The 26,567-nt window shown below is 52.5% G+C and carries 36 protein-coding genes; 21 read left to right on the forward strand and 15 right to left on the reverse strand.

What is annotated here, in order from left to right; translation table 11 throughout:
- Nucleotides 1-31: 31 nt before the first annotated feature.
- Genes ACT3RT_RS00140 through ACT3RT_RS00160 form a run of 5 tightly spaced genes read right to left on the reverse strand, consistent with a single transcriptional unit; the run spans nt 32 to nt 4,126 of the window.
- On the reverse strand, nt 32-814 hold the full coding sequence (locus ACT3RT_RS00140; protein ID WP_496202315.1) for an antitermination protein Q: 783 nt from the start codon (nt 812-814) through the stop codon (nt 32-34).
- 14 nt (nt 815-828) lie between these two features.
- Nucleotides 829-2,175, reverse strand: coding sequence for a replicative DNA helicase (locus ACT3RT_RS00145; RefSeq protein WP_496202316.1), 1,347 nt, complete (start codon nt 2,173-2,175; stop codon nt 829-831).
- Nucleotides 2,172-3,053 (reverse strand): ATP-binding protein, encoded by an 882-nt coding sequence (locus ACT3RT_RS00150; RefSeq protein ID WP_496202317.1) that lies wholly within the window; start codon nt 3,051-3,053, stop codon nt 2,172-2,174. The genes ACT3RT_RS00145 and ACT3RT_RS00150 overlap by 4 nt, the downstream gene beginning before the upstream one ends.
- 8 nt (nt 3,054-3,061) lie before the next feature.
- Entirely contained in the window at nt 3,062-3,895 is an 834-nt protein-coding gene (locus tag ACT3RT_RS00155) for a helix-turn-helix domain-containing protein (RefSeq protein WP_496202318.1), read from the reverse strand.
- 3 nt (nt 3,896-3,898) lie between these two features.
- Nucleotides 3,899-4,126, reverse strand: coding sequence for a helix-turn-helix domain-containing protein (locus tag ACT3RT_RS00160; RefSeq protein WP_496202319.1), 228 nt, complete (start codon nt 4,124-4,126; stop codon nt 3,899-3,901).
- A gap of 103 nt (nt 4,127-4,229) precedes the next feature.
- Between ACT3RT_RS00160 and ACT3RT_RS00165 the strand changes: the two genes are divergently transcribed.
- The 16 genes from ACT3RT_RS00165 (at nt 4,230) to ACT3RT_RS00240 (ending at nt 10,527) form a co-directional block, all read left to right on the forward strand.
- Nucleotides 4,230-4,952 (forward strand): XRE family transcriptional regulator, encoded by a 723-nt coding sequence (locus ACT3RT_RS00165; protein ID WP_496202320.1) that lies wholly within the window; start codon nt 4,230-4,232, stop codon nt 4,950-4,952.
- Between the two features lie 297 nt (nt 4,953-5,249).
- Complete coding sequence (locus ACT3RT_RS00170) at nt 5,250-5,534, forward strand: hypothetical protein (RefSeq protein WP_353502222.1); 285 nt, start codon at nt 5,250-5,252, stop codon at nt 5,532-5,534.
- Between the two features lies 1 nt (nt 5,535).
- Nucleotides 5,536-5,748, forward strand: a complete 213-nt coding sequence (locus tag ACT3RT_RS00175) for an ogr/Delta-like zinc finger family protein (protein WP_496202321.1) — start codon at nt 5,536-5,538, stop codon at nt 5,746-5,748.
- Nucleotides 5,745-6,041 (forward strand): host cell division inhibitor Icd-like protein, encoded by a 297-nt coding sequence (locus ACT3RT_RS00180; RefSeq protein WP_496202322.1) that lies wholly within the window; start codon nt 5,745-5,747, stop codon nt 6,039-6,041. The genes ACT3RT_RS00175 and ACT3RT_RS00180 overlap by 4 nt, the downstream gene beginning before the upstream one ends.
- Nucleotides 6,028-6,195 carry a hypothetical protein gene (locus tag ACT3RT_RS00185; RefSeq protein ID WP_486030674.1) on the forward strand — a complete coding sequence of 56 codons (168 nt, stop codon included), beginning with the start codon at nt 6,028-6,030 and terminating at the stop codon, nt 6,193-6,195. Before ACT3RT_RS00180 ends, ACT3RT_RS00185 begins: the two co-directional genes overlap by 14 nt.
- A complete protein-coding gene (locus tag ACT3RT_RS00190) occupies nt 6,182-6,397 on the forward strand; it encodes a hypothetical protein (protein ID WP_486030672.1) in 216 nt (71 codons plus the stop codon). The genes ACT3RT_RS00185 and ACT3RT_RS00190 overlap by 14 nt, the downstream gene beginning before the upstream one ends.
- Nucleotides 6,397-6,813, forward strand: coding sequence for a hypothetical protein (locus ACT3RT_RS00195; protein WP_486030670.1), 417 nt, complete (start codon nt 6,397-6,399; stop codon nt 6,811-6,813). The genes ACT3RT_RS00190 and ACT3RT_RS00195 overlap by 1 nt, the downstream gene beginning before the upstream one ends.
- 84 nt (nt 6,814-6,897) lie before the next feature.
- A complete protein-coding gene (locus tag ACT3RT_RS00200; RefSeq protein ID WP_496202323.1) occupies nt 6,898-7,269 on the forward strand; it encodes a hypothetical protein in 372 nt (123 codons plus the stop codon).
- Nucleotides 7,269-7,463 (forward strand): PerC family transcriptional regulator, encoded by a 195-nt coding sequence (locus ACT3RT_RS00205; RefSeq protein WP_496202324.1) that lies wholly within the window; start codon nt 7,269-7,271, stop codon nt 7,461-7,463. Before ACT3RT_RS00200 ends, ACT3RT_RS00205 begins: the two co-directional genes overlap by 1 nt.
- Nucleotides 7,464-7,465: 2 nt before the next feature.
- Nucleotides 7,466-7,687, forward strand: a complete 222-nt coding sequence (locus ACT3RT_RS00210) for a ParE family toxin-like protein (protein WP_441656120.1) — start codon at nt 7,466-7,468, stop codon at nt 7,685-7,687.
- On the forward strand, nt 7,687-8,187 hold the full coding sequence (locus ACT3RT_RS00215) for a hypothetical protein (protein WP_496202325.1): 501 nt from the start codon (nt 7,687-7,689) through the stop codon (nt 8,185-8,187). The genes ACT3RT_RS00210 and ACT3RT_RS00215 overlap by 1 nt, the downstream gene beginning before the upstream one ends.
- 9 nt (nt 8,188-8,196) lie before the next feature.
- The gene (locus ACT3RT_RS00220; RefSeq protein WP_496202326.1) at nt 8,197-9,057 is read left to right on the forward strand and encodes an ORF6N domain-containing protein; all 861 of its coding nucleotides are present in this window, start codon (nt 8,197-8,199) and stop codon (nt 9,055-9,057) included.
- 223 nt (nt 9,058-9,280) lie between these two features.
- Nucleotides 9,281-9,679 (forward strand): hypothetical protein, encoded by a 399-nt coding sequence (locus ACT3RT_RS00225; RefSeq protein WP_496202327.1) that lies wholly within the window; start codon nt 9,281-9,283, stop codon nt 9,677-9,679.
- Nucleotides 9,673-9,996, forward strand: coding sequence for a hypothetical protein (locus ACT3RT_RS00230; protein WP_353502236.1), 324 nt, complete (start codon nt 9,673-9,675; stop codon nt 9,994-9,996). The genes ACT3RT_RS00225 and ACT3RT_RS00230 overlap by 7 nt, the downstream gene beginning before the upstream one ends.
- The gene (locus ACT3RT_RS00235; RefSeq protein ID WP_353502237.1) at nt 9,993-10,256 is read left to right on the forward strand and encodes a hypothetical protein; all 264 of its coding nucleotides are present in this window, start codon (nt 9,993-9,995) and stop codon (nt 10,254-10,256) included. Before ACT3RT_RS00230 ends, ACT3RT_RS00235 begins: the two co-directional genes overlap by 4 nt.
- A 10-nt stretch (nt 10,257-10,266) precedes the next feature.
- Nucleotides 10,267-10,527 (forward strand): pyocin activator PrtN family protein, encoded by a 261-nt coding sequence (locus tag ACT3RT_RS00240; RefSeq protein WP_353502238.1) that lies wholly within the window; start codon nt 10,267-10,269, stop codon nt 10,525-10,527.
- Nucleotides 10,528-10,777: 250 nt separating this feature from the next.
- Here the strand turns inward: ACT3RT_RS00240 and cutC are convergent, their stop codons facing one another.
- A complete protein-coding gene (cutC, locus tag ACT3RT_RS00245) occupies nt 10,778-11,536 on the reverse strand; it encodes a copper homeostasis protein CutC (RefSeq protein ID WP_353502239.1) in 759 nt (252 codons plus the stop codon).
- Between the two features lie 112 nt (nt 11,537-11,648).
- Here cutC and ACT3RT_RS00250 point away from each other — a divergent pair, with 112 nt between their 5' ends.
- On the forward strand, nt 11,649-12,797 hold the full coding sequence (locus ACT3RT_RS00250) for a MalY/PatB family protein (protein ID WP_496202328.1): 1,149 nt from the start codon (nt 11,649-11,651) through the stop codon (nt 12,795-12,797).
- 3 nt (nt 12,798-12,800) lie between these two features.
- Here ACT3RT_RS00250 and ACT3RT_RS00255 read toward each other — a convergent pair whose 3' ends face one another.
- The gene (locus ACT3RT_RS00255; RefSeq protein ID WP_485900972.1) at nt 12,801-13,355 is read right to left on the reverse strand and encodes a VOC family protein; all 555 of its coding nucleotides are present in this window, start codon (nt 13,353-13,355) and stop codon (nt 12,801-12,803) included.
- A 260-nt stretch (nt 13,356-13,615) separates the two neighbouring features.
- Between ACT3RT_RS00255 and argS the strand changes: the two genes are divergently transcribed.
- Complete coding sequence (argS, locus tag ACT3RT_RS00260) at nt 13,616-15,346, forward strand: arginine--tRNA ligase (protein WP_353502241.1); 1,731 nt, start codon at nt 13,616-13,618, stop codon at nt 15,344-15,346.
- Nucleotides 15,347-15,429: 83 nt separating this feature from the next.
- Here argS and murJ read toward each other — a convergent pair whose 3' ends face one another.
- From murJ to rimJ, 4 genes are all read right to left on the reverse strand, one after another.
- Nucleotides 15,430-16,965, reverse strand: a complete 1,536-nt coding sequence (gene murJ / locus ACT3RT_RS00265; protein WP_496200981.1) for a murein biosynthesis integral membrane protein MurJ — start codon at nt 16,963-16,965, stop codon at nt 15,430-15,432.
- A 153-nt stretch (nt 16,966-17,118) separates the two neighbouring features.
- Entirely contained in the window at nt 17,119-18,048 is a 930-nt protein-coding gene (locus tag ACT3RT_RS00270; RefSeq protein WP_496202329.1) for a Gfo/Idh/MocA family protein, read from the reverse strand.
- 9 nt (nt 18,049-18,057) lie between these two features.
- Nucleotides 18,058-18,714, reverse strand: coding sequence for a DUF480 domain-containing protein (locus tag ACT3RT_RS00275; RefSeq protein WP_496202330.1), 657 nt, complete (start codon nt 18,712-18,714; stop codon nt 18,058-18,060).
- A gap of 9 nt (nt 18,715-18,723) precedes the next feature.
- Complete coding sequence (rimJ, locus tag ACT3RT_RS00280) at nt 18,724-19,308, reverse strand: ribosomal protein S5-alanine N-acetyltransferase (RefSeq protein WP_034790769.1); 585 nt, start codon at nt 19,306-19,308, stop codon at nt 18,724-18,726.
- A gap of 235 nt (nt 19,309-19,543) precedes the next feature.
- Between rimJ and mdtH the strand changes: the two genes are divergently transcribed.
- From mdtH to ACT3RT_RS00295, 3 genes are all read left to right on the forward strand, one after another.
- Complete coding sequence (gene mdtH, locus ACT3RT_RS00285; RefSeq protein ID WP_496202331.1) at nt 19,544-20,749, forward strand: multidrug efflux MFS transporter MdtH; 1,206 nt, start codon at nt 19,544-19,546, stop codon at nt 20,747-20,749.
- A 139-nt stretch (nt 20,750-20,888) separates the two neighbouring features.
- Entirely contained in the window at nt 20,889-21,536 is a 648-nt protein-coding gene (grxB, locus tag ACT3RT_RS00290) for a glutaredoxin 2 (RefSeq protein ID WP_496202332.1), read from the forward strand.
- A 186-nt stretch (nt 21,537-21,722) separates the two neighbouring features.
- On the forward strand, nt 21,723-22,286 hold the full coding sequence (locus ACT3RT_RS00295; protein ID WP_496202333.1) for a lipoprotein: 564 nt from the start codon (nt 21,723-21,725) through the stop codon (nt 22,284-22,286).
- Nucleotides 22,287-22,380: 94 nt separating this feature from the next.
- Here ACT3RT_RS00295 and ACT3RT_RS00300 read toward each other — a convergent pair whose 3' ends face one another.
- The 4 genes from ACT3RT_RS00300 to ACT3RT_RS00315 form a co-directional block, all read right to left on the reverse strand.
- On the reverse strand, nt 22,381-22,965 hold the full coding sequence (locus ACT3RT_RS00300) for a TorD/DmsD family molecular chaperone (RefSeq protein ID WP_496202334.1): 585 nt from the start codon (nt 22,963-22,965) through the stop codon (nt 22,381-22,383).
- 57 nt (nt 22,966-23,022) lie between these two features.
- Nucleotides 23,023-23,763 (reverse strand): phosphatase, encoded by a 741-nt coding sequence (locus ACT3RT_RS00305; protein ID WP_353502249.1) that lies wholly within the window; start codon nt 23,761-23,763, stop codon nt 23,023-23,025.
- A 92-nt stretch (nt 23,764-23,855) separates the two neighbouring features.
- Nucleotides 23,856-24,797, reverse strand: coding sequence for a glyoxylate/hydroxypyruvate reductase GhrA (gene ghrA / locus ACT3RT_RS00310; RefSeq protein WP_353503978.1), 942 nt, complete (start codon nt 24,795-24,797; stop codon nt 23,856-23,858).
- A gap of 132 nt (nt 24,798-24,929) precedes the next feature.
- Entirely contained in the window at nt 24,930-26,411 is a 1,482-nt protein-coding gene (locus tag ACT3RT_RS00315) for a peptide MFS transporter (protein ID WP_353502250.1), read from the reverse strand.
- Between the last annotated feature and the right edge of the window lie 156 nt (nt 26,412-26,567).

Below are 26,567 nucleotides of genomic sequence, written 5' to 3' on the forward strand. Positions count from 1 at the left end.
TTCGAATTGCCTAATAAGATCCCCGATCACCCTATCTTCTGGTGATTTTCTGAAACACTGCGTCAGCGTGGTTCTCTTCCTTGTCACATTTAACCACCAGCAACTCATAGAGCGGTTTCCAGTTGCGGTTCCATGTTCTCTCGTGCAGTTCAGGCAGTAGCGCCACAATCGCTTTGTAGGCCATTGTGCCCGGTGTGCGTTTAAATCCTATCCCCGTGCAGCGGTCGCAGGTCTTATCAACTGGAACCCCGAAACGGTTGGACTTCTCAAGGTCCCGCACTCGGCCAGTACCATTGCAACGGCAACGGTGCGAGATGCTTCCCTTCCCGTTGCAGGTCTGACACAAATCTTTCACTGACTGGATTTCTGTCACCTCGGGGATTTTCACTTCTCCATCAGCGCCAATGTAACCGGCATATTTAACCACCTCGCGCTCAGTTGCGTGAAAACCAGTGCCAGCGCAATCAGTGCAGGAGCTGGTACTTGCTGCGGACTGGCAGTATTCCGCATAAGCCATCTTAGCGAGGATAATCATGCAGTGCGCCATACGTCGTCCAGCTGCTTTACCAACGTGCTTACCGGCGTTCTGCATCGCGTAGGCTGCAAGGCGCTCAATAGTACGTTGGCCATCCTCTTTGCTGATCCCGTTCTTCCCGAGGAAAGCAGCCATGCCAAAAGATGCCTGAGACTCAGCCATACCCAAACAGGCGGCAAGGTCAGGGCCACTTAACGAATCAGACGATGTCGCTGACGGGACGTTGGTGATCATCTGGCTTTTAGGGTTGAACTGCTTCAGTGCGTTTTCGAGTTTCATCAGGTTCCCCTAAATTAGTGCTTTGAATAGCGGCGCGATGGGACTTCTGGCTGCTGTCGGCAACGGTTAGCCGCTTCAGCTTGGTCAATAGGCAGGAAATGCCCATATTTGAACTGGCGATACACCGTACCCAGCGGCCCGTTTCGGTTTTTTGTCACGTTTATTTCGGCAAGCCCTCTGGCTGGGCTGCTTTCGTCATAAACCTCATCTCGGTAAAGCATCATGATTAAGTCTGCATCTGCCTCAATGCTTCCTGAATCCTTGAGATCAGCATTGACTGGGCGTTTGTTAGTGCGCTGCTCTACACCGCGCGAAAGCTGGCTGAGTGCAACCACCGGACGTCTGATACGTTTCGCCAATGCTTTAAGTCCGCGAGAAACCTCTCCCACTGCAATGTCGTGCCTCTGGTTGCCAGACAGCTCAATTAGGCCAAGGTAATCAACAAAAACGATAGCCAGCTCGGGGTGTTCTTGCGCATGTCGCTCCGCAGCCTCAGCAATTTGGTTTACGTTGAGCGTGCTAGCGTCATCAATCCAGATAGGCCGCCCAGTCATGCTCTTGATCCCCATCCCTATACGAGCCCAGTCTTCATCACAAAGTGATGTTGGGGATTTCAGTTTTGAGGTGGAAAAGCCACCAGCCCCAGCAACCTGACGTTCTGCAATTTGTGCGCCTGACATCTCCATGCTGAAGAATAAAGCGCCGCTGCCCTGCTCGGTAATTTTGTCGATGAGATTCAACGCAAACTCTGTTTTTCCCATCGATGGTCGTGCGGCCAGCAGGATGAGGTCTGTTAAATCAAAGCCACCTGTCAGCTGGTCAAGTTCCTCAATGCCGGTGAGAATGGTCCTGCTTTCCTCAAGTCCCTGCATGCGGGAATCAAGCTTTTCAGCCATCCCTGCGAGTAACTCGTCAATATGAACCGGAGCACGGACCCCATCGTTGAAACTAAGTCGCTGAATGTCGTCATGAAGCTGCTTGATTGCTGCTATTTTTTCGTCGGCGTTACGAGCGGCATTAAAGCCTTCTAAGGCGCTGCACATCATGCCCTCAGCGCCACGCAGAAAATGATTCCGCTTTACCATCTCCGCATAATTTTTAAGGCTCGGAGCTGACCATGACAAACCTGTAGCTGCTACGGTAAGTGCTTCATACCCCTCCCCCAACGCATCGGCTACAAGGAAGGGATCGGTGTTCTTTCCATCAAGAGACTGGCGTTTAATTTCTAGATAGATTTCGCGATATTGTCTGATGCTGAAAGCGTCAGCAGACAGTAACCCGAATACCTCAAACACCACTGCGTCTAGCGGGCGCAACAGCAGCCCGCCGATCACCGCTTGTTCTGCTTCCTCGTGGGTCATGCTTTTGCTCCGGATTGGCGATAACTATCCCAGTTGAATGCCAGCACGGAACCACCGCCCTCGCTCATTCGGTCAGTCAGACGCTCGCCGATTGACTCAGAAAGCTGGGCCATCGTCAGATTGCTAATCAGGATTGTTGGCAGCATGTTTTCATACCGGTCATTGATGATCTGGAAGAGAATGATTTTTTCCGCATCTGACCCGTACTGCACCCCTACCTCATCGATAATCAGCAACCCGAGCGAAGCGTAATAATCAATAACTTCAGTCTCGGTGTGTTCGGCGTTCTTACCCCATGTGCTTTTCACGGCGCGGATAATACGCATAACGTCGGTCAGGCGAACTGACTGCTGATGCAGGCGGATAACTTCCTTTGCCAAAGCAACTGCGAGATGGTTTTTACCGGTGCCGCATTTGCCAATCAGGATCAGCCCGGTTCCCTTTTTGGAAAGCTCAGGGAATGATTTCGCATAGCTCTGACAGGCCTGCAAATTGGTGTTGGCCGCCTTGTTAACGACTTCATAGTTGTTGAATTCGCAATGCTGGAAACGGGGAGTAATTCCCGCATCGCCCATCAGGCGGTCAACTGTTAGCTGCTTTTGCTCGTTTTTGACTGACTCAATTTCGTCGCAAACACAGGCAGGGCACCGAGATTCCAACGTGTGAATGCGACCACGCAATTCTTGAGATAAAATCGTCTGGTTGAAATCGCCGTGAAGCTCACACGTCACTATTTTTCTCTCATGCCCGGTGAACCAGCGGTTATCTGCGGAAATAACACCGTTCGCGAGATCCAGTGTCGAATCCAGCTCACGCAGTCGAGCGGACAGGTCGCTAAGTTTGGCCTGATACTGGCTCTGGAAATAAAAATTGCTCATGTTCTCTCCTAAAAATTAATCTGTGAATCGCCGTAATCACGGTTATCAAAGCCGCTGTGCGTATCGCTTCGGCCAGCGCGCAGCGGCTGCCCGGCCACAATCCATGTGTTTTCAAATTCATGGGCTTTACCAAAGAAGCGCTGCCCCTGCATTACGAAGGTGGTGCCTGTCTGCCCCTTGGCCTGACAGAATGTTGCGTAGCGGATCACTCCATAAAACATCGACTGAGAATCAACACCTTCACGGATTCGGGCATTCCATGCGTTGTAAGCTGAATTTTTCGGATTGCTTCCCTCCCGAGCTGGATATGCTTTCCACGCCTTTTCGAATTCCTCTGAGTAAGCGTTTTTATTTTTCTTGGCAGGCGGTTCATCGCCAGATGCACCAAGTTCTTTAGGTTCATTGATAGGTTCAATGACTGATTCAAAAGAATGACTGATTCTGGTGCCAGCAGGCGGCACAGGGGGTGGGTTATCTGACGGCACAGGGGTGCTTTTTGGCGGCACAGGGGTGCCAGCTGATGACACAGGGGGTGGGTTATCTGCTGGCATAGGGGTAGAGATCTGATTATCAAAATTCAGATGATAAATATTTGATTTATTACCCTGCCCGCCAGCGCCACCCAGACGGTTTTCTTTACCTACAAGACCCATGCTTATAAGCGCAGAAATGTGCTCTTTCACAGCGCTTTTGCTGCACTCGCATTGATTTGCAATGTAGCCATAAGAAGGCCAGCACTCGCCTTGGTCGTTAGCATTATCAGCCAACTTGATGAGGATGAGCTTTCTTAAATGGCTTCCTACCTTGATATCGAAGGCACGAGTCATCAATTTCATGCTCATAGCTTATTCCCCGCTCTCAGGATGTGGGAATACATCAGGAAGATCGGGCCTTATTTGGTAGGCGTACACCTTCCCATTGGATGCCTTAACAATAGACATCACATGATCGGCCTTGACCCTTCTTCCATTTAGCCACTTGAAAACAGCCGGCTGAGAAACCCCGCAAAGACGCGCCAGTGCAGCCTGACCACCAGCCTCTTTGACGGCCTTCTCAATGTGAATATTGATCATAAACTTACCTAAAGTTATAAAGATTACCTCATGGTAGCACTTGTATAACTTATTGCAATAACTTAAGGTATTTGAATTGTGATAACTAAAGGTATAGATTGTAATGATGAAAACATTCGCAGAACGCCTTCAATGGGCAATGAACCGAGCGGGGGTCACTCAAGCCACCCTCGCTGAAAAAGTGGGCATATCTCAGCCCTCGGTTTGGAAGTTAATGAACGGAAAAACCGGCACCAGTAGAAAGTTGGTGGAAATAGCCCATGCTTTATCAGTCACCCCGGAATGGCTTGCAAATGGGGTGGAGCCAATAGAGTCAGCACATAGGCCAGAGGCAGAGCTCCCAGCAATACATGGGGACAATAAAAGCCATGGTATAGACGTTTGGGACTCAAGCAGCCCGCTTCAAAATGATGAGGTTGAGGTGCCATACCTCAAGGATATAGAACTTGCAGCTGGTGATGGAAGCTACTCTGATATGGATTACAGCGGCCTAACGATGCGCTTTTCTAAAAGCTTACTTCGTCGTGTAGGGGCAAACTCTGACGGATCTGGAGTTCTCTGCTTTCCAGCTCGAGGAAATAGCATGGAGCCGGTTCTACCTGACGGGACCGACGTTGCTGTTGATTGCAACAATAAGCGAATAGACGATGGTAAGCTCTATGCTATTAACGTGGATGGACTGAAGAGGGTGAAAATTCTTTACCGTCGCCCCGGCGGGAAAGTGGTGATCCGAAGTTACAATCGGGAAGAGTTTGAGGATGAAGAAACCACCGAGAATGATTTGGAAATCATAGGTAGAGTTTTCTGGTATTCCGTCGTCCTATAGAAGCTTACCCCAAGCAACAAACCGGCCACGAGCCGGTTTTTTTTCGCCTATAAAATGGTGAAAAATAACTTAAATTAAAAAAATAATACCTTTCCTTTCAGATACATACATTACAAAAGGCATGTATTTATAACTTATGGTATTGCAATAAGTTATATCGTGGCGTACCTTTATCTCAACGGCAAACAACTGAGTAATTCAAATTTAAGTTATTCGGGTAAGTAATAAGCCAGCATTTGAAAACTAGCTTGCTCATGTTTAAGCAAGAAAATCTAATAAAACTTGTGGAAAATAAAAATGCCTAACTTAGCTGATTTGATGATTTCTGTAGATGGAAAGAAATTAAGCAAAGATGAATACAAAGCTCATGAAAGTAATGCAGGCATGGGGATTGATTATATCGTTAATGGAATACGTTCAGTTGCAAACCTAATGTTCTGGGCTGCTAGCAACGATCATTATGCAGATGCGAAAAGTGACATGCAAAATGTTGGCCTTTTAATATCTGCCAATATGGAGATTCTGGAAAAAATGATTGAAATAGAATCTTGTGCAAGCTTCAACATTAATAAGGACAAATAAAATGATGCACTGCCCTATTTGTTCTCATGTAGCTCATACACGCACAAGTCGTTATTTGAGTGAATCCACCAAGGAGCGGCATCATCAATGCCAAAATAAAGACTGCGATTGTCGCTTCGTTACTCTCGAATCTTTGGCTCGTATTATATGCAAGCGCGAGAGTAAACCTCAAGCTGAGTGTGCAACAGGTGGAAAGTCAGAGGTGGAAGTATGATTGGCGTGACATGTCACTGTGATACGGCTCTGGCTTCAACGCCCATTAAACACCAGAGCCTGACCCTAAACATTAATACCTGCGACGGTGTTGAGAATAAGGCTGAGTCGAATACTAGCACAAGCACATTTGTTTTTGCATCTGTCTTGCGCTCTGACCCTAAAGCAAAGCCTGTAATGCGAAGAGTTGTTGCCTGCAATGAGAAAGAGGCGCGTCGCCAGCTATCTAGCTTGTACGTTCTTTCGCTGGGTTCTCGATTGCCAGTTATGGGTGGACCGCATGGCGCAAATTGACAAGTTAGCAGCAGAAGATGCACTCGAAAAGATTAAAGCACTCGCTACTGCGGCTGGATATCTTGATAAATCTGCCGAACAAATGGATTTAATGCTTGGCCTTCTTGATGTTATTTCGCAAACCGCAAGCGAGGTTTTAAATGGAAAAGGATAAAGAACAAAACAACCAAATATCCGATCTGCTTATCGGATGCGCTTGCGACATAGAAACTGCTGAAGGTGTTTTGAATCTTTTGATAGATAACCTAGGGGAAGATATTAGTTGGCATAATGAACGCTCAGCCCTTCACTTAGTGGTCATGCATATAAAGCAAGTACGTATGAGCTTAAATAAAATTGAATCGGAGCATTTTTGATGAAAATGAAATTTCACAACAAAAGAGCACTTCCGCTTCATCGATTACCCTTCATCGATAAAAGAGCTAATCATGATCCTATCAATCACGCTAGTCCGTTAGATTGGTGGTGTGTGCCTGATGTTGGACATTATGGAAATGGGAATGATGTTGGACGTAACCTTGCGATAATTTATATGAAGTACTTACTAGAAAATAAAAATGAGAAGCATCATGAATTGCCTTGGATAGTTTCCGATATGTTTAAGGAATGTAACCTTAATGGTTCAGCCAAGGGGCAGATGATTGGGTTTCTTAGCACTCTGGCTGATTTTCTTTCCAAAAGCTCTTTTGTTTTTACTGATTATTTGAACAGCCAAGACAGCAAGGAATTATTAAAAAAGGTTAATGAAGCTCTAAGCGAAAATATCAGCTAAACATCTAAACAAATTCACAGAAAAAATTTACGGCCTCACGGTCGGGGAATTCTGCAACCAAATTCCAGACAAGGAATATTAACGATGACTAATAAAGAAAAAATTGAGCGTGACCGCCAGCGGATCGCCCTCGCCTATCTCGATTACTGCTTCCGTCACTTCGGGGGATATCAGGTGCCAGTCTCAGTACCTACCAGCAAGTTACCGGTGCTTGTCGAAATAACCGAAGTGAGCCTGTCCCGAATCATGATTGGCCACATTGAGCGCCTTGTTTACGAGGTGCGCGGCGCGGCTGATGGAGAGCAGGCTGTAGTGGATACCTACGCCTCAATGTTCAACCCAAGTCGCGGGAAGTTAACGCCAGCAGGCCACGATTTCATGAAAGAGATGATGGCCGATGCCGTGAGCGAAGCGTTGCAAAACCCCAATGCAACCGACCTTCAGGTGGTGAACTGATGGCCTCTCTTTTCACATCGCTATGCAACAAAGCGGTAGAGCTTGAGGCGCAGAGCCTGAACCGCCGCGCAGCGGTGGCATGGCGCGAAGCTCTGGCGCTGGGCCTGACCGAAAAAGAGCGAGATCTGTGCGCCAGCAACTCTGCCCGCTGCTCTTACAGGGCGAAATACCAAGGCAAGCCAGAGGCGTTGTAACCATGACATTGACGGCAATCCGAGTTCCAGAGTGGGTGCATGACCGGGCAGTTGTCGTGCTGAGTCAGTATCGAAAACAGCGATTAAATCCGGTGCGAATTATAGGCACGGGGAACCTATCTCTAAAAGTAAATCACCGCTGGCGACTGCTATCGAAAGATAACGGCAAGAACTGGCAGCTAATGAGTCACGAAAAATATAACGCGCAGAAGGACAGAAAATAATGAGCAATGAAAAAATTGAAGTGAAGCAGCTGGTTGAAAAACTCAAGGATATGCAGGAACGGTCGGGGAATAAATTCCCTGACTGGATGCTCGATGAGAACAGATTCGGAAAAGGAGCGTTAACTGACGCTGAAATGCATGAGTGGGCCGAAGCTTGCTGTCGGTCGATACGCGGCACGGTAGCCATGCTTTACCTCATTAAATGTGAAAAACGCTGGGGGCTACGTGACGGAGAGTATCAATTTAAAACTGGTAATACCGTTATTGGGTTAACTCGGGAGCTGGTTGAAAACGTGCTAATGCAACACGTTGAAAGCCCTCTACTTGAAACCAAGCAGGAACGCTTTATCGCAGTCTATCAGTTCTATAGAGCCAATGAAGAACGCCTTACTGATACTGGCGATGACTGGTTCGCCGGTTTTCTTGATGAGGTTTTTATTGATGTGGCAGCTCGGCTTCGTGCTGGTGAAAAAGCGCCAGTAAATCCATCTATCCATTAAGGAGCGCACATGACAACTAAAACTGAGCTGGCTCCTATGGGTGCCAAGGATTTACAGGTTATCGAATATCGCGGTCAGCGTGTTGTTACTACTGAGCAACTGGCAGCGGGTTATGGTACTGACGCCGAGAACATTCGCCGAAACTTCAACCGCAATAAATCTCGATTCGTTGAATGTAAGCATTACTTCCAGATCTCGGGTAACGAGCTTGAAAATTTGCGCATCTCTTACAGTCCCGCGCAAATTTCGAACAAGACGCGCAGCCTGACGCTCTGGACTGAGCGAGGCGCAGCCAATCATTCGAAAATGCTGGAGACAGATCGGGCGTGGGAATACTTCAACGATTTGAGTGAATTCTACTTCACCAAGCGGCAGGCGCTGGCAGCACCTGTGGATTCATCCTCCATCGGCCGTAAGCAGTTGGCGATGATGGTGATCGAAGCAGAAGAAAAGCTCGAAGCGCTGGGGCTGCAAAACCAACATCTGGTAGCAACCGTCGATAGCTTGGAAAAGCACTTCGCCAAGGGCATGACGATCCCTGCCTTCTGCAAATGCCTGAACGGGGTAAACACCAGCAAAGTGATGTGGTGGGCGCTGACTCGCAATTGGATTTTTGATGAACAGCGTGACCCAGAGAAAGAACCGCGCTGGCGCGTCGCCTCTTATGCCCGTGATAAGTATCTGACCGAAGAGGAAACAGAAATCAAACCTCATGGGAAAGAGTCGTTTCGTAAGAAAACGCCAGTGCTGCTTGAGAAAGGTTGCCACCGTATTTATGCGCTGTACCTGAAGGGTGAGTTGCCGATGAAAACCACATGGAACGGCGAGTTCAGCCACGACAAAGCCGTCTATACGCCGGAGGCCAAATAATGCATATCGACTATCAGATCCACGGCCTTACGGCCACGCTGACGCTAACCAGCTGGCTAACGCAGGTTTCCCAACATAATCGATGCGTTGATGCCGCTTTACTTCACTCCGATGTGAGAGCCACCAGCACTGGCATTGTTCGTCGTACAACTCATATCACAGGTCGCACACCAAAGGTCATGCGGGCCTACAAAGTGGTTGTGAAGGAGCTGGAACGATGAATATGGGAAAGATTAGAAACGCCCGCGTGAATCAGGTTCTTCATCTGGTATGTGAAGCGTTTATGTATCATCAGATTGCCATGCATCGCAGACCGGTGTACCGACACAAGTATGGTGACTTCGCGATTGACCGGACTTCGTTGGCGGGCTTCATCGACACTCATCTGCAAGAGAATGGTATGTCTGACGCTATGCGGTTGAATCGCTACTTGAGAATTTTGGACTTGGGTGAAATGGAGAAAGCGCCAAGAGGTTTTTTCCTTAACTGGGGAGCAATCCCCACATTAAAGCCTCGCGGTATTCAGTGGATCAGCGCCTGCTTGAACCGGTTTGGCGAAATGTTAGAGGACATGGGCCCAGAGGAAGTGGCTCGGCAGCTTGGGGCGGACATGCAATGGTAGAAACTAACGTATTTGAACTCGCACAAATCATCAAAAATGCCGGAGCTGATCCGGGCGATATCACCAGCGCAGTATGGGCAGCCAGTTACCGCAAACCCGAAAAATCGGCGGAAGAGGCGGCTCTGTTGACTATCGACCTGCTTGGCGAATATCACGGCAATGAAATTCCCGGTGAGCACTGGCCTGAAACTTATGAGGCTGTGCTTTTGGGAGAACTAAATCGAGTTATTCAGGAAGCTGAGTGGTTAGAAACTCCTACACCAGCCAGTATCGCGAAAGAAATCATCAACGCTGGTTATAGCAAGGTGGCAACGTGATGCCGACCATGCACAGAGTTTCGAAAAATCAGCGGGTGGACCTGAACGATAAATTAATTCAGGCCACCGTCGAAATTGATGACGGATGCGACTGGACAGCATGGAACGCGTGGAAGATGCGCGAGAAGTATCGAATGCGCACCGGCATCCATGAGCCAGAGCCGCCACGACCACGGGTGGCTGCAGCGAAAATCAGCCCAAAGAAGAAGCCCCGGAAACGGGGTTATCGGGTAGTTCAGAAAGCGATTGGCGCAGTTTGAGGAGATGAATATGAATACTATGTTTTTACTGATGGCAGAATTCCAGACTGCGACAATCGCGCTCTCTGATGTGTCGGAGCGCTACTTTGGAATGAAGCCTTCAACAGCTGAAAATAAAGCGGCTCTCGGCCAGTTTCCGGTCCCTACCTTTCGGGCTAGCGATAGCCAAAAATCACCGAGAATGATCCATATTCAGGATTTAGCTGACCATCTCGATAGGCAAAGAAAGAAAGGAAAAGACCTTTTTGAGAGTATGCAAAGCAAAGCGTGAACAGCCGGGGAAACCCGGTTTTTTTATGATTATTATTTAATATTCCCAGCTATTGGGCTGGTATTTTTAGATGCTCCAGCACCCCACCAGCACCCCCAAATCACGTAACTTGTTGATATAAATAAAAGAAGCCCCGCCAAAATGACGGGGCTTGGTACTTGCGCAGGGCGACGCAATAAGGGCCGTAAGGCCCGGTTAAATCTGTGGTGCAAAAAGTTCGCCCTTCTCTTTGCCCGGCAATCTGTGACTGTTACGCCGTGCGAGACATCTCATCGCCAAATTCTAATGCCGTTTTCATCGCTGCCACGATATCGCCATCCACGCAGTAACGACTAAATTCGTCAAAATCGGTATCAGAACTCATGGTCACGCCCGCCTTGCGGTAGCGCATTTGCGACGGAACCTGACGCCCGGCCGAGCTGTGCAGCTCGCTCAAACCGATGTCGACAAACTTCTGCAAGTTGGTCAAACGAACACCCGCACCGGCCATAATAATAGGACCACGACTTAGCTCGTTGAGTTCCCGAAGCATCGGTAATCCGACTTCGGCATTCTGTTGCTGGCCCGACGTGAGAATGCGCGCAACGCCCAATTGAGTGAGTTGCTCAAGTGCCACTTTCGGGTTCAGACACATGTCGAATGCGCGGTGGAAGGTCACAGCCATGTTGCCGCACAGCGCCATCACTTCCCACATTTTTGGCATATCAATGTGGCCTTCTTCATCCAGAATACCCACTACGACGCCGGGGAAGCCGAGATCGCGAATACAGGCGACGTCGCTTTTTAAGATGCTAAATTCACTCTGGCTGTAGCAAAAGTCGCCGCCCCGCGGACGCACAATGGGATGTACGGGGATAGTGACCTGCTCTCTGGCCAGTTTTAACGTGCCGTAACTTGGCGTGACGCCACCGTCGGCCTGGCTGGCACATAACTCAACCCGGTCAGCGCCGGCTTGCTCTGCCGTTAACGCACAGTCCACGCTATAACAACACACTTCTAACTTAGTCATGTGATCTCTCCTAATTACGGCATCATGCTACAACACTTGTCTGTAGCGGGCCATGTCGCGTAGGCTTTAGCATGAGCACTCCCGCCCAATTGCCTGCTTTGGAAGGCTAACTATGACACTCAATTTTGATCAATGGGTAGACCGTAGTCACAGCGATAGCGTTAAGTGGAACAAATATAAAAATCAGGACGTCATTCCACTTTGGGTCGCTGATACTGACTTCGCTTCGCCACCAGAAGTGGTAGCTGAACTGCAACAGCGCGTCGCCGAAGGGGTTTTCGGCTACGGCTTTACGCCGCCAGAATTGATCGAACTTTTCATTGAGCGCGCCAATAAGCGTTACCAATGGAATATTAAACCTGAATGGATTGTTTCACTGCCCGGCCTGGTTTGCGGGCTGAATGTCGCGGTGCGCGCCACGGTTAGCCAACATCAAACCAGCCTGCTGCCGTCACCGATTTACCCGCCCTTTATTCAGGCCGCAGAGTCGGAAGGTCGCCAATATAAAAGCATTCCGGTCAGAGAAGTTGACCAACGCTGGGTGGCTGATTTTCACTCTCCCGAGCTGAAAATGGACGGCGGCGAACGCCTGCTCATGCTCTGCAACCCTTACAATCCCGGCGGCACTGTTTACCGCCGCGATGAGTTGATGCAGCAACTGGCCTTTGCCCAAATGCATGACTTGGTGGTGTGCAGCGATGAGATCCATTGCGACCTGCTGCTTGACCCGCAGGCTAAGCATATTCCTTTTGCGTCGCTGAATGACGATGCCGCACAGCGCAGCATCACGCTGATGTCGCCGTCGAAAACTTTTAATCTGGCAGGTCTTGGCGCCTCAATGGCAATTATCCCTAATGCCGGACTGCGTAAAAAGTTTGAGAAAACCGCCGAAGGCATCGTGCCACACGTCAATATTTTAGCCTATGTCGCCGCCACCGCCGCCTATAGGCATGGCGACGACTGGCTGGAGCAGCAGTTGGCTTATCTGCGGGGCAATCAGCAGCTCGCTACCCAAAGGATTAACGCCATGCCGGGGCTGAAAATGTTGCCGATTGAAGGCACCTATCTTGGCTGGATTGATGCCTCCGCCCTGCCGCTGAATAACCCGTATCGCTTCTTTGTGGATGCTGGAGTGGGCTTTACCTCAGGGCTGGCTTTCGGCGCGCCTAAGTTTGTACGCATCAATCTGGGCTGCCAGCGCGCCTTGCTGGAACAGGCGCTGGTGAGAATGGAACAGGCGCTGGCAACCTTGAACGGCTAGAACTTACTCTTTTTCGCTGGCAACAATATCCCGCAAACTGTGCGGGTGAAACTTAATGGTCACCGTGCCGTCAGTGATGGCAAGCGTCGGGTTAGGTAAACGCTCGTGCTCCCCCTTTGGCGAACTCTGTTTTAATTTAATGCCCGGCGCGGTCAGTGCTTTATCGGCCAGCTCTGCCAAAGCCCGGGCATAAAAACCCTCTTCGCCGCCGCTCAACACAATTTCAATATGCTCCCAACCTTCGTGCGGGTAACGCTTTTCGCCCGGATAAGGCAGTTCAACCAAATCTATGCGCAGCGGCCCGACGTCCAGCGGCTGGTTCAAGGAATATAAGCAGATTGGGCGGCCATTGATCTCCGTCTCATTGAGCAACGACGCGCACTGCTCGAAGCCTTTGCGCCAGCGTTCCGCCGTGGTGTTTTGGTGGCAGCGCAATGAAATATGATCAGCATGATAAGCCGACAAATCGAGCTGTAACTTCTCCGCAAAGGCGCTAAGCGCGGTAACAAAACGCGGCATGTCCGCGACTAAATCCTCTAAGTCGGCGACATCTTTCATGTTCAGCATGGTAGCTATTTCCTTAAAATTAATCTCTGTCGGCGGCTAATTTACACAGGGTTTCATGCCGTTGCCAGATACGTCCCGCATTCTGCGCGTTTGCTATGCGGCAAACGTGCGCCAATACTGACGCCGCGGGGCTTATATGATATAAACACGCATCATTTTTGGTTCATCTGCGTTAGGTGAACAGCAAACCATCAAACTCCTACCCAAACTCATCTGCGAAGGTGAAGGGTATTGATTCAAAAGGTAACTCGGTGAATATACAGGCTCTCCTTTCAGATAAAGTCAGTCAGGCGTTGACTGCAGCAGGCGCGCCTGCTGATAGCGAAGCGCAAGTCCGTCAGTCAGCCAAAGCGCAATTTGGTGACTATCAGGCGAATGGCGTGATGTCCGTGGCGAAAAAGCTGGGCATGGCCCCACGACAACTGGCAGAGAAAGTGGTTGAGCTGTTAGACCTGAGCGGAATTGCCTCTAAAGTCGAGATTGCCGGTCCGGGCTTTATCAATATTTTTCTCGACCGCGCCTTTGTGGCGGCGAATGCCGACAACGCGTTGCAACATGCCAAACTGGGTATCTCTCCGGTTGAGCCGCAAACCATTGTTATCGACTACTCTGCGCCAAACGTGGCAAAAGAGATGCACGTCGGCCACGTGCGTTCCACCATCATTGGCGACGCCGCGGCGCGTACCAACGAATTCCTCGGTCACAAAGTGATCCGCGCCAACCACGTCGGCGACTGGGGCACCCAGTTCGGCATGCTGATTGCCTATCTGGAAAAAGTGCAGAATGAAAACGCCGGTGAGATGAAGCTTTCCGACCTCGAAGAGTTCTATCGCGCAGCGAAAAAGAACTATGACGAAGACGAAGAGTTCGCGGTACGCGCGCGTAACTACGTGGTCAAGCTGCAAGGCGGCGATGAGTATTGCCGCCAGATGTGGCGCAAGCTGGTTGATGTCACCATGGCACAAAACCAGATCACCTATGACCGTCTGAACGTCACCCTGACCCGCGACGACGTCATGGGCGAAAGCCTGTACAACGACATGCTGCCGGGCATCGTGTCTGACCTGCAAGAGAAAGGTCTGGCAGTGGATAGCGAAGGCGCGGTCGTGGTTTATCTCGACGAATATAAGAACAAAGAAGGTGAGCCTATGGGCGTCATCATCCGTAAAAAGGATGGCGGCTACTTGTACACCACCACGGATATCGCCTGTGCGAAATACCGCTACGAAACCCTTGGCGCAGACCGCGTGCTCTATTACATCGACTCCCGCCAGCACCAGCATCTGATGCAGGCGTGGACCATCGTGCGTAAAGCCGGTTATGTGCCAGAGTCTGTGCCACTAGAGCACCACATGTTCGGCATGATGCTGGGCAAAGACGGCAAGCCGTTCAAAACCCGCGCTGGCGGCACCATCAAGCTGTCCGAATTGCTGGACGAAGCCATTGAGCGCGCGCGCAAGCTGATCACCGAAAAGAACCCAGAGCTGGGCGGCGAAGAGCTGGAAAATCTGGTTAACGCCGTCGGTATCGGCGCGATCAAATACGCTGACCTGTCGAAAAGCCGCACCACCGACTACATCTTCGACTGGGACAACATGCTGGCCTTTGAAGGCAACACCGCGCCTTACATGCAGTATGCTTACACCCGCGTGGCGTCCATCTTCAAGCGTGCGGATATTGACGTTAACAGCCTGACTCAGCCGATGGTTATCAGCGAAGAGCGCGAAGCCCTGCTGGCCACTCGCCTGCTGCAATTTGAAGAAGTGCTGACTACCGTGGCCCGCGAAGGTACACCGCACACCATGTGTGCTTACCTGTATGACGTGGCTGGCCTGTTCTCTAGCTTCTACGAGCACTGCCCAATTCTCAACGCTGCTGACGAAACCAGCCGTCAAAGCCGCCTGAAACTGGCCCTGCTGACCCAAAGAACGCTGAAAACCGGTCTGGATACCTTGGGTATTGAAACCGTAGAACGCATGTAATTCTCGCGTTTTCCGCGCCATAAGAAAGGCCAGCATCTGATGCTGGCCTTTTTGTTATTGCTTGGTTATTGGCGGGCTGGAAATCAATCCAGACGGCGAGCGAACTCTTTGACGCGGAAGCCTAACAGCCCCAGCACGCCGAAGTAGGCGATCACCCCGACCACGACCACCGCCATCAGGCGCGCCAGCCGATAAGCCATGCCGCCGACGTCCCACGCGGGCATCACGTACAGCATGCCGAGCAGCGCGGCGGACATCGCCACAACCGCCAGAATCAGTTTGAGCAGGAAGATGCGCCAGCCCGGCTGCGGCTGGAAGATATCCTGTTTGCGCAGTTGCCAGTAGAGCAGCGCGGCGTTAAGGCAGGCAGCCAGACCAATCGACAGTGACAGACCGGCATGCTTCAGCGGCCCGATAAAGGCCAGGTTCATTACCTGAGTCATCGCCAGCGTGATAATGGCAATCTTCACCGGCGTCTTAATATCCTGACGCGAATAGAAGCCCGGAGCCAGCACCTTGACCACGATCAACCCCATCAGGCCAACGGAATAGGCTATCAGCGCGCGTTGGGTCATAGAGGCATCAAAGGCGGTAAATTTGCCGTATTGGAACAGGGCTACGGTCAGTGGCTTCGCCAGAATCCCCAGCGCCACCGAGCTTGGCAGCGCCAGCAGGAAGCACAGGCGCAGGCCCCAATCCATCAGGCGGTTGTACTGCATATGGTCGCCGCTGGAGAAGCTGCGCGCCAGCGATGGCAGCAAGATGGTGCCCAGCGCCACACCCAGCACGCCGGACGGGAACTCCATCAGGCGGTCAGCGTAATACATCCACGACACCGAGCCAGACACCAGAAATGAGGCAAAAATGGTGTTAATGATCAGCGAAATTTGGCTAACGGAAACCCCAAGTATGGCTGGCCCCATTTGGCGCATCACCCGCCAGACACCGGCATCTTTCAGGTTCAGGCGCGGTAATACCAGCATGCCGATCTTCTTTAAGTGCGGCAGTTGGTAGCCCAGTTGCAACAGGCCCCCGGCCACCACCGCCCACGCCAGCGCTAAAATCGGCGGGTGGAAATACGGCGCGGCAAACAGCGCAAAGCCAATCATGCTGACGTTAAGGAAGGTTGGCGCAAACGCCGGAATGGAAAAACGGTTCCAGGTATTGAGTATCGCCCCCACCAGTGACGCCAGCGAGATAAGCAAAATATAGGGGAAAGTGATACGCAGCAGCGCGCTGGTTAAGGCAAATTTGTCTGGAGAATCAACAAAGCCCGGCGCAGTGACGTAGATAACCCAAGGCGCGGCAATCATCCCCAGCACGGTGACCACGGCCAACACCAGCGTCAGCAGGCCAGAAACGTAAGCAATAAAGGTGCGAGTGGCTTCTTCGCCCTGCTGTGTTTTGTACTCGGCGAGGATCGGCACAAAAGCCTGCGAAAACGCGCCTTCGGCAAAGATACGGCGTAACAAGTTAGGCAGTTTGAAAGCAACAAAGAAGGCGTCCGTCACCATTCCTGCTCCAAACACCCGCGCGACAATGGCGTCGCGAGCAAAACCTAATACACGGGAAAACATCGTCATTGAACTGACGGCGGCCAAAGATTTCAGTAGATTCATATCAATTTTCTTATTTGCCAGCGGCTAAACAGCCACGCCTGCGGCAGCAGGCGTGGGAGGTAAGAACTGGCAGAGCTCTAACGTGCGCCATAGTCTACGCATCCGAAACGCAATAGCTACTGGCAGTTGTTATATAATATTACCTGTCAGTCATCAGATGGTGACAACGTCACTTTCTAACATCTTCTCAATCAGCCTTTGGGCGTAAATCCCCTGCTCGCCGCTGGTATCCGGCGCGGTGTGATTGCTGATACTTTCAATGAAATGGTGAATCGCCCCTTCGAATCCGCGCTGGGCCAGCGTGGTCTGCCAACCGGCAACCGGCAGTTGAGTCAGCAGGTCGTGCTTCTCTTCCTGCCACTGTTTCATATCCGCCAGCTGATAGACCGCGCTATCCGTCACCGCCTGCACGGTTTCACGGGAACTCCCCGCCCGGCGGTGCATTGAGGTAGTGATGATGCTGCCGTTACAGTTGAAATGGTGCTCGACGTAAATCATCTGCTGTTCGGCGTTTGCTGTGATCTGGCCGCTGAGCAGCTTGGCGTCGCCGCCCGCCAGCCACAGCGCGGTGTCTACCACGTGCAGGTAATCATCCAGCAGTGTGAAGCGCAGGTTGTGCCCTACGCTGTCAGAACGGTGTTTATCCATGCGCAGCGAAGCCGCCGGCTGTTGCTGTAACTGCTGATGCAGCTGGCGGTAGCGCGGTGCAAAGCGGCGGTTGAACCCCACCATTAGGCTTTTGCCGGTTTTATCAGCCAGTTCAATCAACTGCTCGGCCTGATCTAACTCGGCCGCCAGCGGCTTATCCACGTAGACATGCACCCCGGCCTTGAGCAGTTGGCTGACCACCTCGAAGTGGCTCGCCGTGCTGCTGTGAACAAACACTGCGTCACTCTGCGCGGCCAGCTCATCCAGCCGCGAAAAACAGTTCATGCGATAGCTGTCGCAAACGGCCTGCGCTTTCTGCTGATTCGGCGAGAAGCCGCCCGCTAGCGTCCATTTTTCTGCATGGCTGAGGATCGGCAGATACGCTTTCTGCGCTATGCCACCTAACCCCACCACGCCAATACGTAATTTTGTCACGCGCGACTCCTAGTCTGCCAAGCGTTCGAGTAAATGCTCAAGGCGTTGTTTTAACTCCGCCACTTCGCTTTCCAGCGCGGCAACGCGTTCTTCCAGTGCTGAACTGTCGGCGGCTGAGGCGCTAAAAGGCTCATCTTCACTAGCCAATGCCACGTGGCTCACTTCGCCGCTGAACAGGTGCATGTAGCGGCTTTCGCGTTTGCCCGGCTCACGCGCCAGATGCACGCAGAACGGGCCATCTTCGCGCTGGCTGAGTGCAGTTAGTGTTTGTTCGACTTCGCTGACATCGGCGAAATCATGCAGGCGGTTGGTGCGAGTGCGCAGCTCGCCCGGCGTCTGTGCGCCGCGCAGCAGCAGAGTGGTAACCACGGCCACTTCCTGCGGCGAGAACTTCAAATTGCCGAACTCGGAGTTACAGAAGCGGTGCTCGTACTTCATGGTGCGGCTGCCGCTGAGGGTGCGGATGATGTGCTTACGCAGCAGTAAATCCAGCGTTTGCTGCACGTCGCTTTCGCTCAGTTCCATCACCGGCTCGCGGTTGGTTTTCTGATTACAGGCGGTGGTCAGGCCGTTGAGCGACATCGGATATTGTTCTGGCGTGGTCAGCTGTTTTTCCAGCAAACAGCCCACCACGCGGGCCTCTTTGGCGCTTAATTCATGTTTCATGCTGCTTCCTTAACGTGACGCGGTCCAATCCTGATAGGTCAAGGCGGTGAGGATGTGATCCTGCCACTTGCCGTCGATCAAGAGATAATCTTTCGCATAACCTTCGCGCTCAAAGCCGAGGCGATGCAGCAACGCGCCGCTGCGCTGGTTGTGCGGCATGTAATTAGCCATGATGCGATGCATCTTTTGCTGGCGCTGCATGTAGCGAATTAGCGATTGCAGTGCTTCAAACATCAACCCTTGGCCCTGCCATTTTTCACCCAGCGAGTAGCCGAGAAAACAGGCGTGGAAGGAGCCGCGCAGCACGTTGCTAAAGTTCGCCACGCCCTGCACGTGGTTCTCGTCCGGGTCGAGCAGGATGAAGTAATAGGCATTGCCCTGCTTTTGCATCTCAGTTATCAGCCCAAGACGCGCCTGCCAGCCGGAAGGATAACAGTGGCTTTCATCGCGCACCGGTTCCCAGGGTTTAAGGAAGGCGCGGTTCTCAACATAGTAATCAGCCATACGGTGCGCGTCGCGTTCGTGCACTAAACGCAATACCATTCGGTCAGTGGTAAGCCGCACTCTTGGTGTGGCAGATTTATAGCCAAACATCCCTTCCCTCCACAGTCCGCATGGGTCGATAAGAAGTATTGATAGGAAACCATAAGCCGGATGAATAATCCGCCGATTAAACGTCAATTCTGCCAGTCTGAGCGCGGCTTGACGATAAAAAAATATTATCTATAGCACCCTATCCAATTGCCCGTTTGAGGTTCAGAATTGAACGGTCTTCTTTCCCCCTCGCAGCACCTGTCGGATCGGGTGCCCACAACCTTTCAGGTGAAGCATGTCATTGGTCTCGCAAGCTCGGAGCTTGGGTAAATACTTCCTATTATTAGATAATGCGCTGGTTATTTTAGGCTTCTTTTTAGTATTCCCCTTGATTTCGATTCGCTTTGTAGACCAGCTAGGCTGGGCCGCGATGGCCGTCGGGTTAGCACTGGGCGTGCGCCAACTGACCCAACAGGGTCTGGGCATCTTTGGCGGCGCGATTGCCGACCGCTTTGGTGCCAAACCGATGATTGTCACCGGCATGCTGCTGCGCGCCTCCGGCTTCGCCACCATGGCGATGGCCGACGCGCCGTGGATCTTGGTCTGCTCCTGCATCTTATCCGGCCTCGGCGGCACCTTGTTTGACCCACCGCGCACCGCGCTGGTCATTAAACTCACCCGTCCTCATGAGCGTAGTCGCTTTTACTCTTTATTGATGATGCAAGACAGCGCGGGTGCCGTTATTGGGGCCTTGATCGGCAGTTGGCTGTTGCAGTATGACTTCCACTACGTCTGCTGGGCCGGGGCCGCGGTGTTTGTGCTGGCGGCCCTATGTAACGCTTGGCTGCTGCCCGCCTACCGAATCTCCACCATGCGCACCCCGATGCGTGAAGGCATGATGCGCGTGCTGCGCGACCGCCGCTTTGTGGCCTACGTGCTGACCCTGACCGGCTATTACATGCTGACCGTGCAGGTAATGTTGATGCTGCCGATTGCCGTGAATGACATTGCGGGCAGCCCGTCGGCGGTGAAATGGATGTACGCCATTGAGGCCGTGCTGTCGCTGACCCTGCTGTACCCGATTGCTCGCTGGAGCGAAAAGCGTTTTCGCCTCGAGCAGCGCTTGATGTTCGGCCTGCTGATCATGACCTTCAGCCTGCTGCCCGTGGGCATGGTGACCTCTATCAACCCGCTGCTGATGCTGATTGGCTTTTTCTATATCGGCTCAATCATTGCCGAACCGGCGCGTGAAACGCTGGGCGCCTCGCTGGCCGACGCCCGCGCACGCGGCAGTTACATGGGTTTCAGCCGTTTAGGTTTGGCTCTCGGCGGCGTGATTGGCTATACCGGCGGCGGCTGGATGTACGACACCGGGCGCGCGCTGGAACTGCCTCAGCTGCCGTGGTTATTACTGGCGATTGTCGGCTTGATCACCCTCACCGGCCTCTACTGGCAGTTCAATCTGCGACGCATTGAACCTGCGATGCTTAGCGGTAACTGATTGTGATTAAACGCCGCTCTCGGCCGAGAGCGGTTTGATCTCCCCCTAATCTTTACCCATACTCCTAAATGGCGTCACACACGGCTGGCCTTTTTGCAGTCCCTTGTAGGCCCGCCACGGATTAAAGGAGTACCGCACTATGAAACTCTACATCTACGAACATTGTCCCTACTGTGTTAAAGCTCGAATGATCTTTGGCCTTAAAAACATACCCATTGAAATCAAAGCGTTAGCTAATGATGACGAAAAGACCCCGATTTCAATGGTGGGTAAAAAAGTTGTCCCTATCCTGCAAAAAAAGGATGGCAGCTTTATGCCAGAAAGCATGGATATCGTGCACTTCATCGATAAGAGCGACGGCAAGCCGCTGCTGACCGGCGCGACCAATCCGAAAATTGCCGCCTGGCTGCGTCAGGTGTCTGAATACACCTCCAGGCTGCTGCTGCCGCGCTTCGTGCAGGCTCCGCTGGAGGAGTTCTCCACCCCGGAAGCTAAGAAGTATTTCACCGAGAAAAAGCAGGCGTCGATAGGCGACTTCAAAGAGCACCTTCAGCACTCTGAGGGGCTGGTGAAGAAAATCAGCCACGACCTGCGTGCGCTGGATGAGCTGATTCAGGAGCCTAACGCGGTGAATGGCGAACTCTCAGAAGATGACTTCAGCCTGTGGCCGCTGCTGCGTTCGCTGTCGATTGTCAAAGGCGTGGTGCTGCCTTCTCGCGTGCAAGCCTATCGCGACAATATGGCGAAACAGACTCAGGTCAATCTGTTTACCAGTCTGGCGATTTAATCGCCTTAGCAGCCGGAGCCTCTTCCGGCTGCTCTTCCCCTGCCTCTTCTACTGCACGATTTGGACTTTTAATCTGTGCGCCAAGCACTTAGGCTAATCAGCGTTGTCTGATAGGCATTGTCATGGAATTAGAACATGCTGCGATGGCTTTAGGCTGTTCACGCGGTATCACGCACAGAGGATAAGATGAGAAAGCTATTTTTAGGGGCAGCTGCCCTGCTGTTCGCCGGCCTGCTTGCCGGATGTAACCAGCTCACGCAGTACACGCTTAGTGAGCAGCAAGTGAATGAATATTTGCAGAAGCACAATGATTTCCAGAAACAGCTGGGCGTGCCGGGGCTGGTCGATGCAAAAATTACTCTGACCAACCTTAATAGCCAAATCGGCCGCGCCGAGCCGGGTAAAGTGACGCTGACGGGTAACGCCAGCGTGGACGTCACCTCGCTATTCGGCCCGCAAAAAGCCGACATGACGCTGACGCTAAAAGCCCAGCCGAGCTTTGATAAAGCCCAAGGCGCTATTTATCTGAAAGATATGGAAGTGGTGGATTACACCATCCAGCCAGAGAAGATGCAGTCGGTGATGAAAGGCCTAATGCCTTATCTCAACCAGTCGCTGAAATCCTACTTTGATCAGAAGCCGGCCTATGTGCTGAATGCCGATAAGAGTAAGGGCGAAGCGATGGCGAAGAAACTGGCGAAAGGTATCGAAGTGAAGCCGGGTGAGTTGGTTATTCCCTTCACGGATTGAACAAGTTCACTGCCATAAAAAAGCCCGGCTGAGTGGCAACACCCGCCGGGCTTTTGCATTTCTAGCTTTTAGATTTCAACCTAAAATGGGCAGATCACTGCTCGTCGTCGTCTTCATTCTCAATGTCGGACGCCGCCAACTCTTCCAGCTCATCGCGCATGGCTTGCAGCGCTTCACGGCTGATTTCCGCCAGCGTGCGGTAGAAGCCGCTGGTCGCGTGGGCTTCGACTTTGCCCAAGAACTTGCCGCACCATGGGAACAGATAGTCGTCAAACAGCGCGGTCTGCGCACCCACTTCGTCCTCGGCAGACTGGTCTTCCAGCCAAGACGCGGCCAGCAGCATAGAGCCGAAGCTGTCTGCCGGGTTCTCGCCCAAAGGCATGCCGCGCTGTTGTAGGAAAGCACGCACGTCCTGCTCGGTCGCGCCATCAACATAGTCGCTGCGATAAGGCGACACCGCGCGGTTTTCACCGACGAACAGATGGTCGTACTCGGCGGCCAGCGCCTGTGGATCCGCACTTTCACGCAGACGGGCGAGCAAGGCGTCCTGCTCCAGAGGCCAGTGCTCTTGCAGCTTGCCCTGTTGAATCAAACCAAACAGCGGAGCCAGCACCGGATCTTGCGGCGAGCGGTTAAACAACGAGCCGAGTACGCGGCAAACAATCGAAAATTCATTCATAGCGGCAACCTGTTAAGCCAAAGGAAAAAGTGAAAGCGAGCAAAGGGCGTGACAATGTCACAGATCCTTTAATTCAGCAATGGGCTGACGACCGCGCGCTTCGAGAAAATCGAGGAAACGGCGCGGGCTGACATTAAGGATACGATCCTCTGGGAAATCCACCTCACGCAGAATGCGCTCGCACTGCTCAAAGCCGCCCAGCGAGTAGGCAATGTGCGAGTCAGAACCCAGCGCCAGCCAGCCCCCCGCCTCTTTCACCGCCTGCGCGATGGCACGGCAGTTTGGCTCACTGCCTGCCCGCGAGTGGGTAAAGGAGGAGTTATTCAGCTCCAGCGCCACATTGTATTTTGCGGCGGCGGCGGCAATCGCCGGGATATCTACCGGATAGCGCGGATTGCCCGGATGGCTGATGATGTGCACTTCGCCACCGGCCATGGCGGCAATCATCGCCGCCGTGTGGGTCTCTTTGTCAGAAGGCGGCATCACCGGCTCGTGGAAACCGGCGATGATGACGTCAATGGCGGTCAGCATCGGGCCGGTGCAGTCGATGTCACCCTCAATATTTTTAATGTTGGATTCAATGCCGCGCAGAATGCCGACGCCGTTCACCAGTCGCGGCCACACATGCATATTCATAAAGTGCCAGTAGTGCGGCGCATCGGCCATGTCCGGGCCGTGGTCGGTGATCGCAAACAGCTTGATGCCCTTTTCTGTGGCTTCATCAATATAGTCATGCAGGGTGCTGTAAGCATGGGTGCTGGCAACGGTATGCATGTGTAAATCAACGGGATACGGCATGTAAACTCCTCACAATGAACCATCAGGGCGGCGATGTTCGCCATGATGGTGTAACAGGTAGCGGGCGGTTTGAGTCGGATGCGTGACGGCCATCAGTATCCGCGCTGCAAATCCACCAGCCCGGTCGGCGTTCGCCCTTCCTCAAGTGCCAATATATTGGCCACGATATTGTCCATCGCCTGTTCGGGTAAGGTGTTGGCGGCGATGTGAGGCGTGATGCTAACACGCGGATGTGACCAAAATGGGTGCATGCCCGGCAACGGCTCCTCGACAAACACGTCGAGGGTGGCGGCGGCAATTTGGCCGGCGTCGAGGGCGCGCAGCAGATCACCTTCTACCAGATGCATTCCGCGAGCAATATTAATCAAATATGCCTGCGGGCGTAACGTGGCAAACAGGTTTTTATTCAAGATGCCGACGGTCTGTGGCGTGTTCGGCAGCAGGTTGATCAACAGTTTGCAGCCGGTGGTGAATTCATCCAGCTGGTCATCCCCCGCGAAGCTCTGCACTCCGACGATGTTTTTCGGGCTGCGGCTCCAGCTGCGCACTTGGAAGTTCATCTCTACCAGCTTCTCGGCCACGCTTTGGCCCAACACCCCCGCGCCCAGAATACCGATAGTGAAGTTCTGATGCTCATGGGGAGCCAGCGGACGCCACTGCTTTTGCTGCTGGAACAGCTGGTATTCGTCCATTCGGCGGAAATAGCGCAGCACGGCGGCCAGCGTGTACTCCTGCATTTGCAGCGACATGCCGGTATCTTCCAAACGCAGCAGCGGCACGCCCGCAGGCAGTGTGCCCGGATTACGCTGCTCTTGCATCAGTATGGCATCCACACCGGCACCGAGGGCAAAAATGCCTTTTAGCTGGGTGCGCGGAGCCAGCATTTCATGAGGGGGTTGCCAGACCAGGGCGTAGTCTGCGGGTTGGTCGTCACCACGGTGCCAGGCGCGAACCTTAGCTTGTGGCAGTCTGTTACTTATTCCGTCAATCCATTGTTTCGAATCAAATGTAGGGTGGTAAAAAATTATATTCATCATGGTTGCCTCCTAAGCCCTGATAGATTTCCCCGAATATCATCAGGATGCAACCCATAGAGACAAAAAAGAACAGGCCCCGATATTCGGAGCCTGTTGGCATCAATTGATTTGATGAATAACTACTGCAAATTACGCCGGAACGCGTTGGATCAGGCGGCGCAGCAGTGGGATCAGCACGATGAGCACCACGCCGGTGGCGACAGAGCCCCAACCCAGCACGCTAAACACCGAGCTGTAACCCGGGTTGGTCAGCGCCGCCGTGCTGCCGGTGTTTTCAGGCATCAGCCCAGAGACGTAACTTGCCAGCACCGAGGCCACGCCGGTCACCATCATCCAGCAGCCCATCATCACGCCCTGATAGCGCGCCGGAGCCAGTTTGCCAATCATCGCGTAGCCGATTGGCGAGATAAGCAGCTCGCCGATACTTTGCAGAACGTAGCTAATCACAATCCATTTAAAGGCCACCAGGCCGTCACCGCCCGCCAGACTAATTCCCCACGGCAGAACCAGCATCCCCAGACCGATACAGAACAGAGAAGCGGAGAATTGCAGCGGAATGTCGAGGTTCCAGCCGCGCTGGCGCAGCTTTTTGAACCACAGCGCCATCAATGGGCCGCCGACCACAATCACCACGGTATTGATGTCTTGGATCCACTGAGGTGCGACTTGGAAACCATACACATTCAGGTTGATATTGTTCTCAGAGAACAGCATCAGGCCCATAGGCGCCAGTTGGTAAAGCGTCCAGAACACCAGCGAGCCGAGAGCCAGAATCAGGTAAGCCTTCATGCGGCGGCGTTCATCATGTTCGCGATGACGGAAAGTCAGCAAGGCCATGGCGGCAAAGATGATAATGCCCAGCACCACCACGAAGTAGCTGCTGAACTCGGCATGAGTCAGCAACACGCGGATAATCGGCACCAGCACCACCAGCACGGCCAAGCCAATCACCATGCGGCGCATAAACACGCTGCGGCTCGCTTCGCGCAGCGGCGTGCTGATGTCGGCCAGAATTCGCCAGTAATAAAGCGTGACGATAATCGCCAGCACGTTGCCCAAGGTGGCGAACAGGAACAGCGACTTATAATTTTCAGTCAGCTGATAGTACCCCGCCACGGCGAAACCGATGAAGAAGCCAAGGTTCATCCCGGCGTAGTTCCACAGGAAGGCGGATTCACGGCGGTCATCTTCTGGCGCAAAGCGCTGAGTCAGCATCATGTTCAGGCAGGTAACGTTGAGCCCGCTGCCGGTGAGGAACATGGCCAGCCCCCAATACAGCCCTTCTACCCCTTCCATGGCGATCAGGCCACAGCCGAAGACTTGCAGCACCATGCCCAGCACGAACAGGTTACGGTTACTCAGGTAGCGCCCGCCGAGGTAGCCGCCAAACATGTGCAGACCATAGTTAAATGCGCCGAACACGCCCATGATGGCGTTGGCATTGCCTTCGCTAAAGCCAAGGCGTTTTGTGGCGTACAGCACCAGCGTGGAATACAGCACGGCAAAGCCGAGTGTGGCAAAGGTCTGGATGAAGAATAAAGCCCCTGAGCCTGCCGGTATCTTCGACCGGTGCGGCTGCTGCGGCGACGCCGCGTGTTCGAACTGACTCAAATTTGACCCCGTCTTACAAAAAATGTACTGAATGTACTGATAGAAGTTAGATCTGCCAGAACCCTCATACAGCTGGTTTTTATATGGCAATAACCCGATAGGGCCGTTGTTATACTCCCGTCACCGCGTTTTTTCCCAACATAATTTTGTTATTTA

Source organism: Ewingella sp. AOP9-I1-14, from assembly GCF_052375995.1.
GTDB classification, from domain to species: Bacteria; Pseudomonadota; Gammaproteobacteria; order Enterobacterales; family Enterobacteriaceae; genus Ewingella; species Ewingella allii.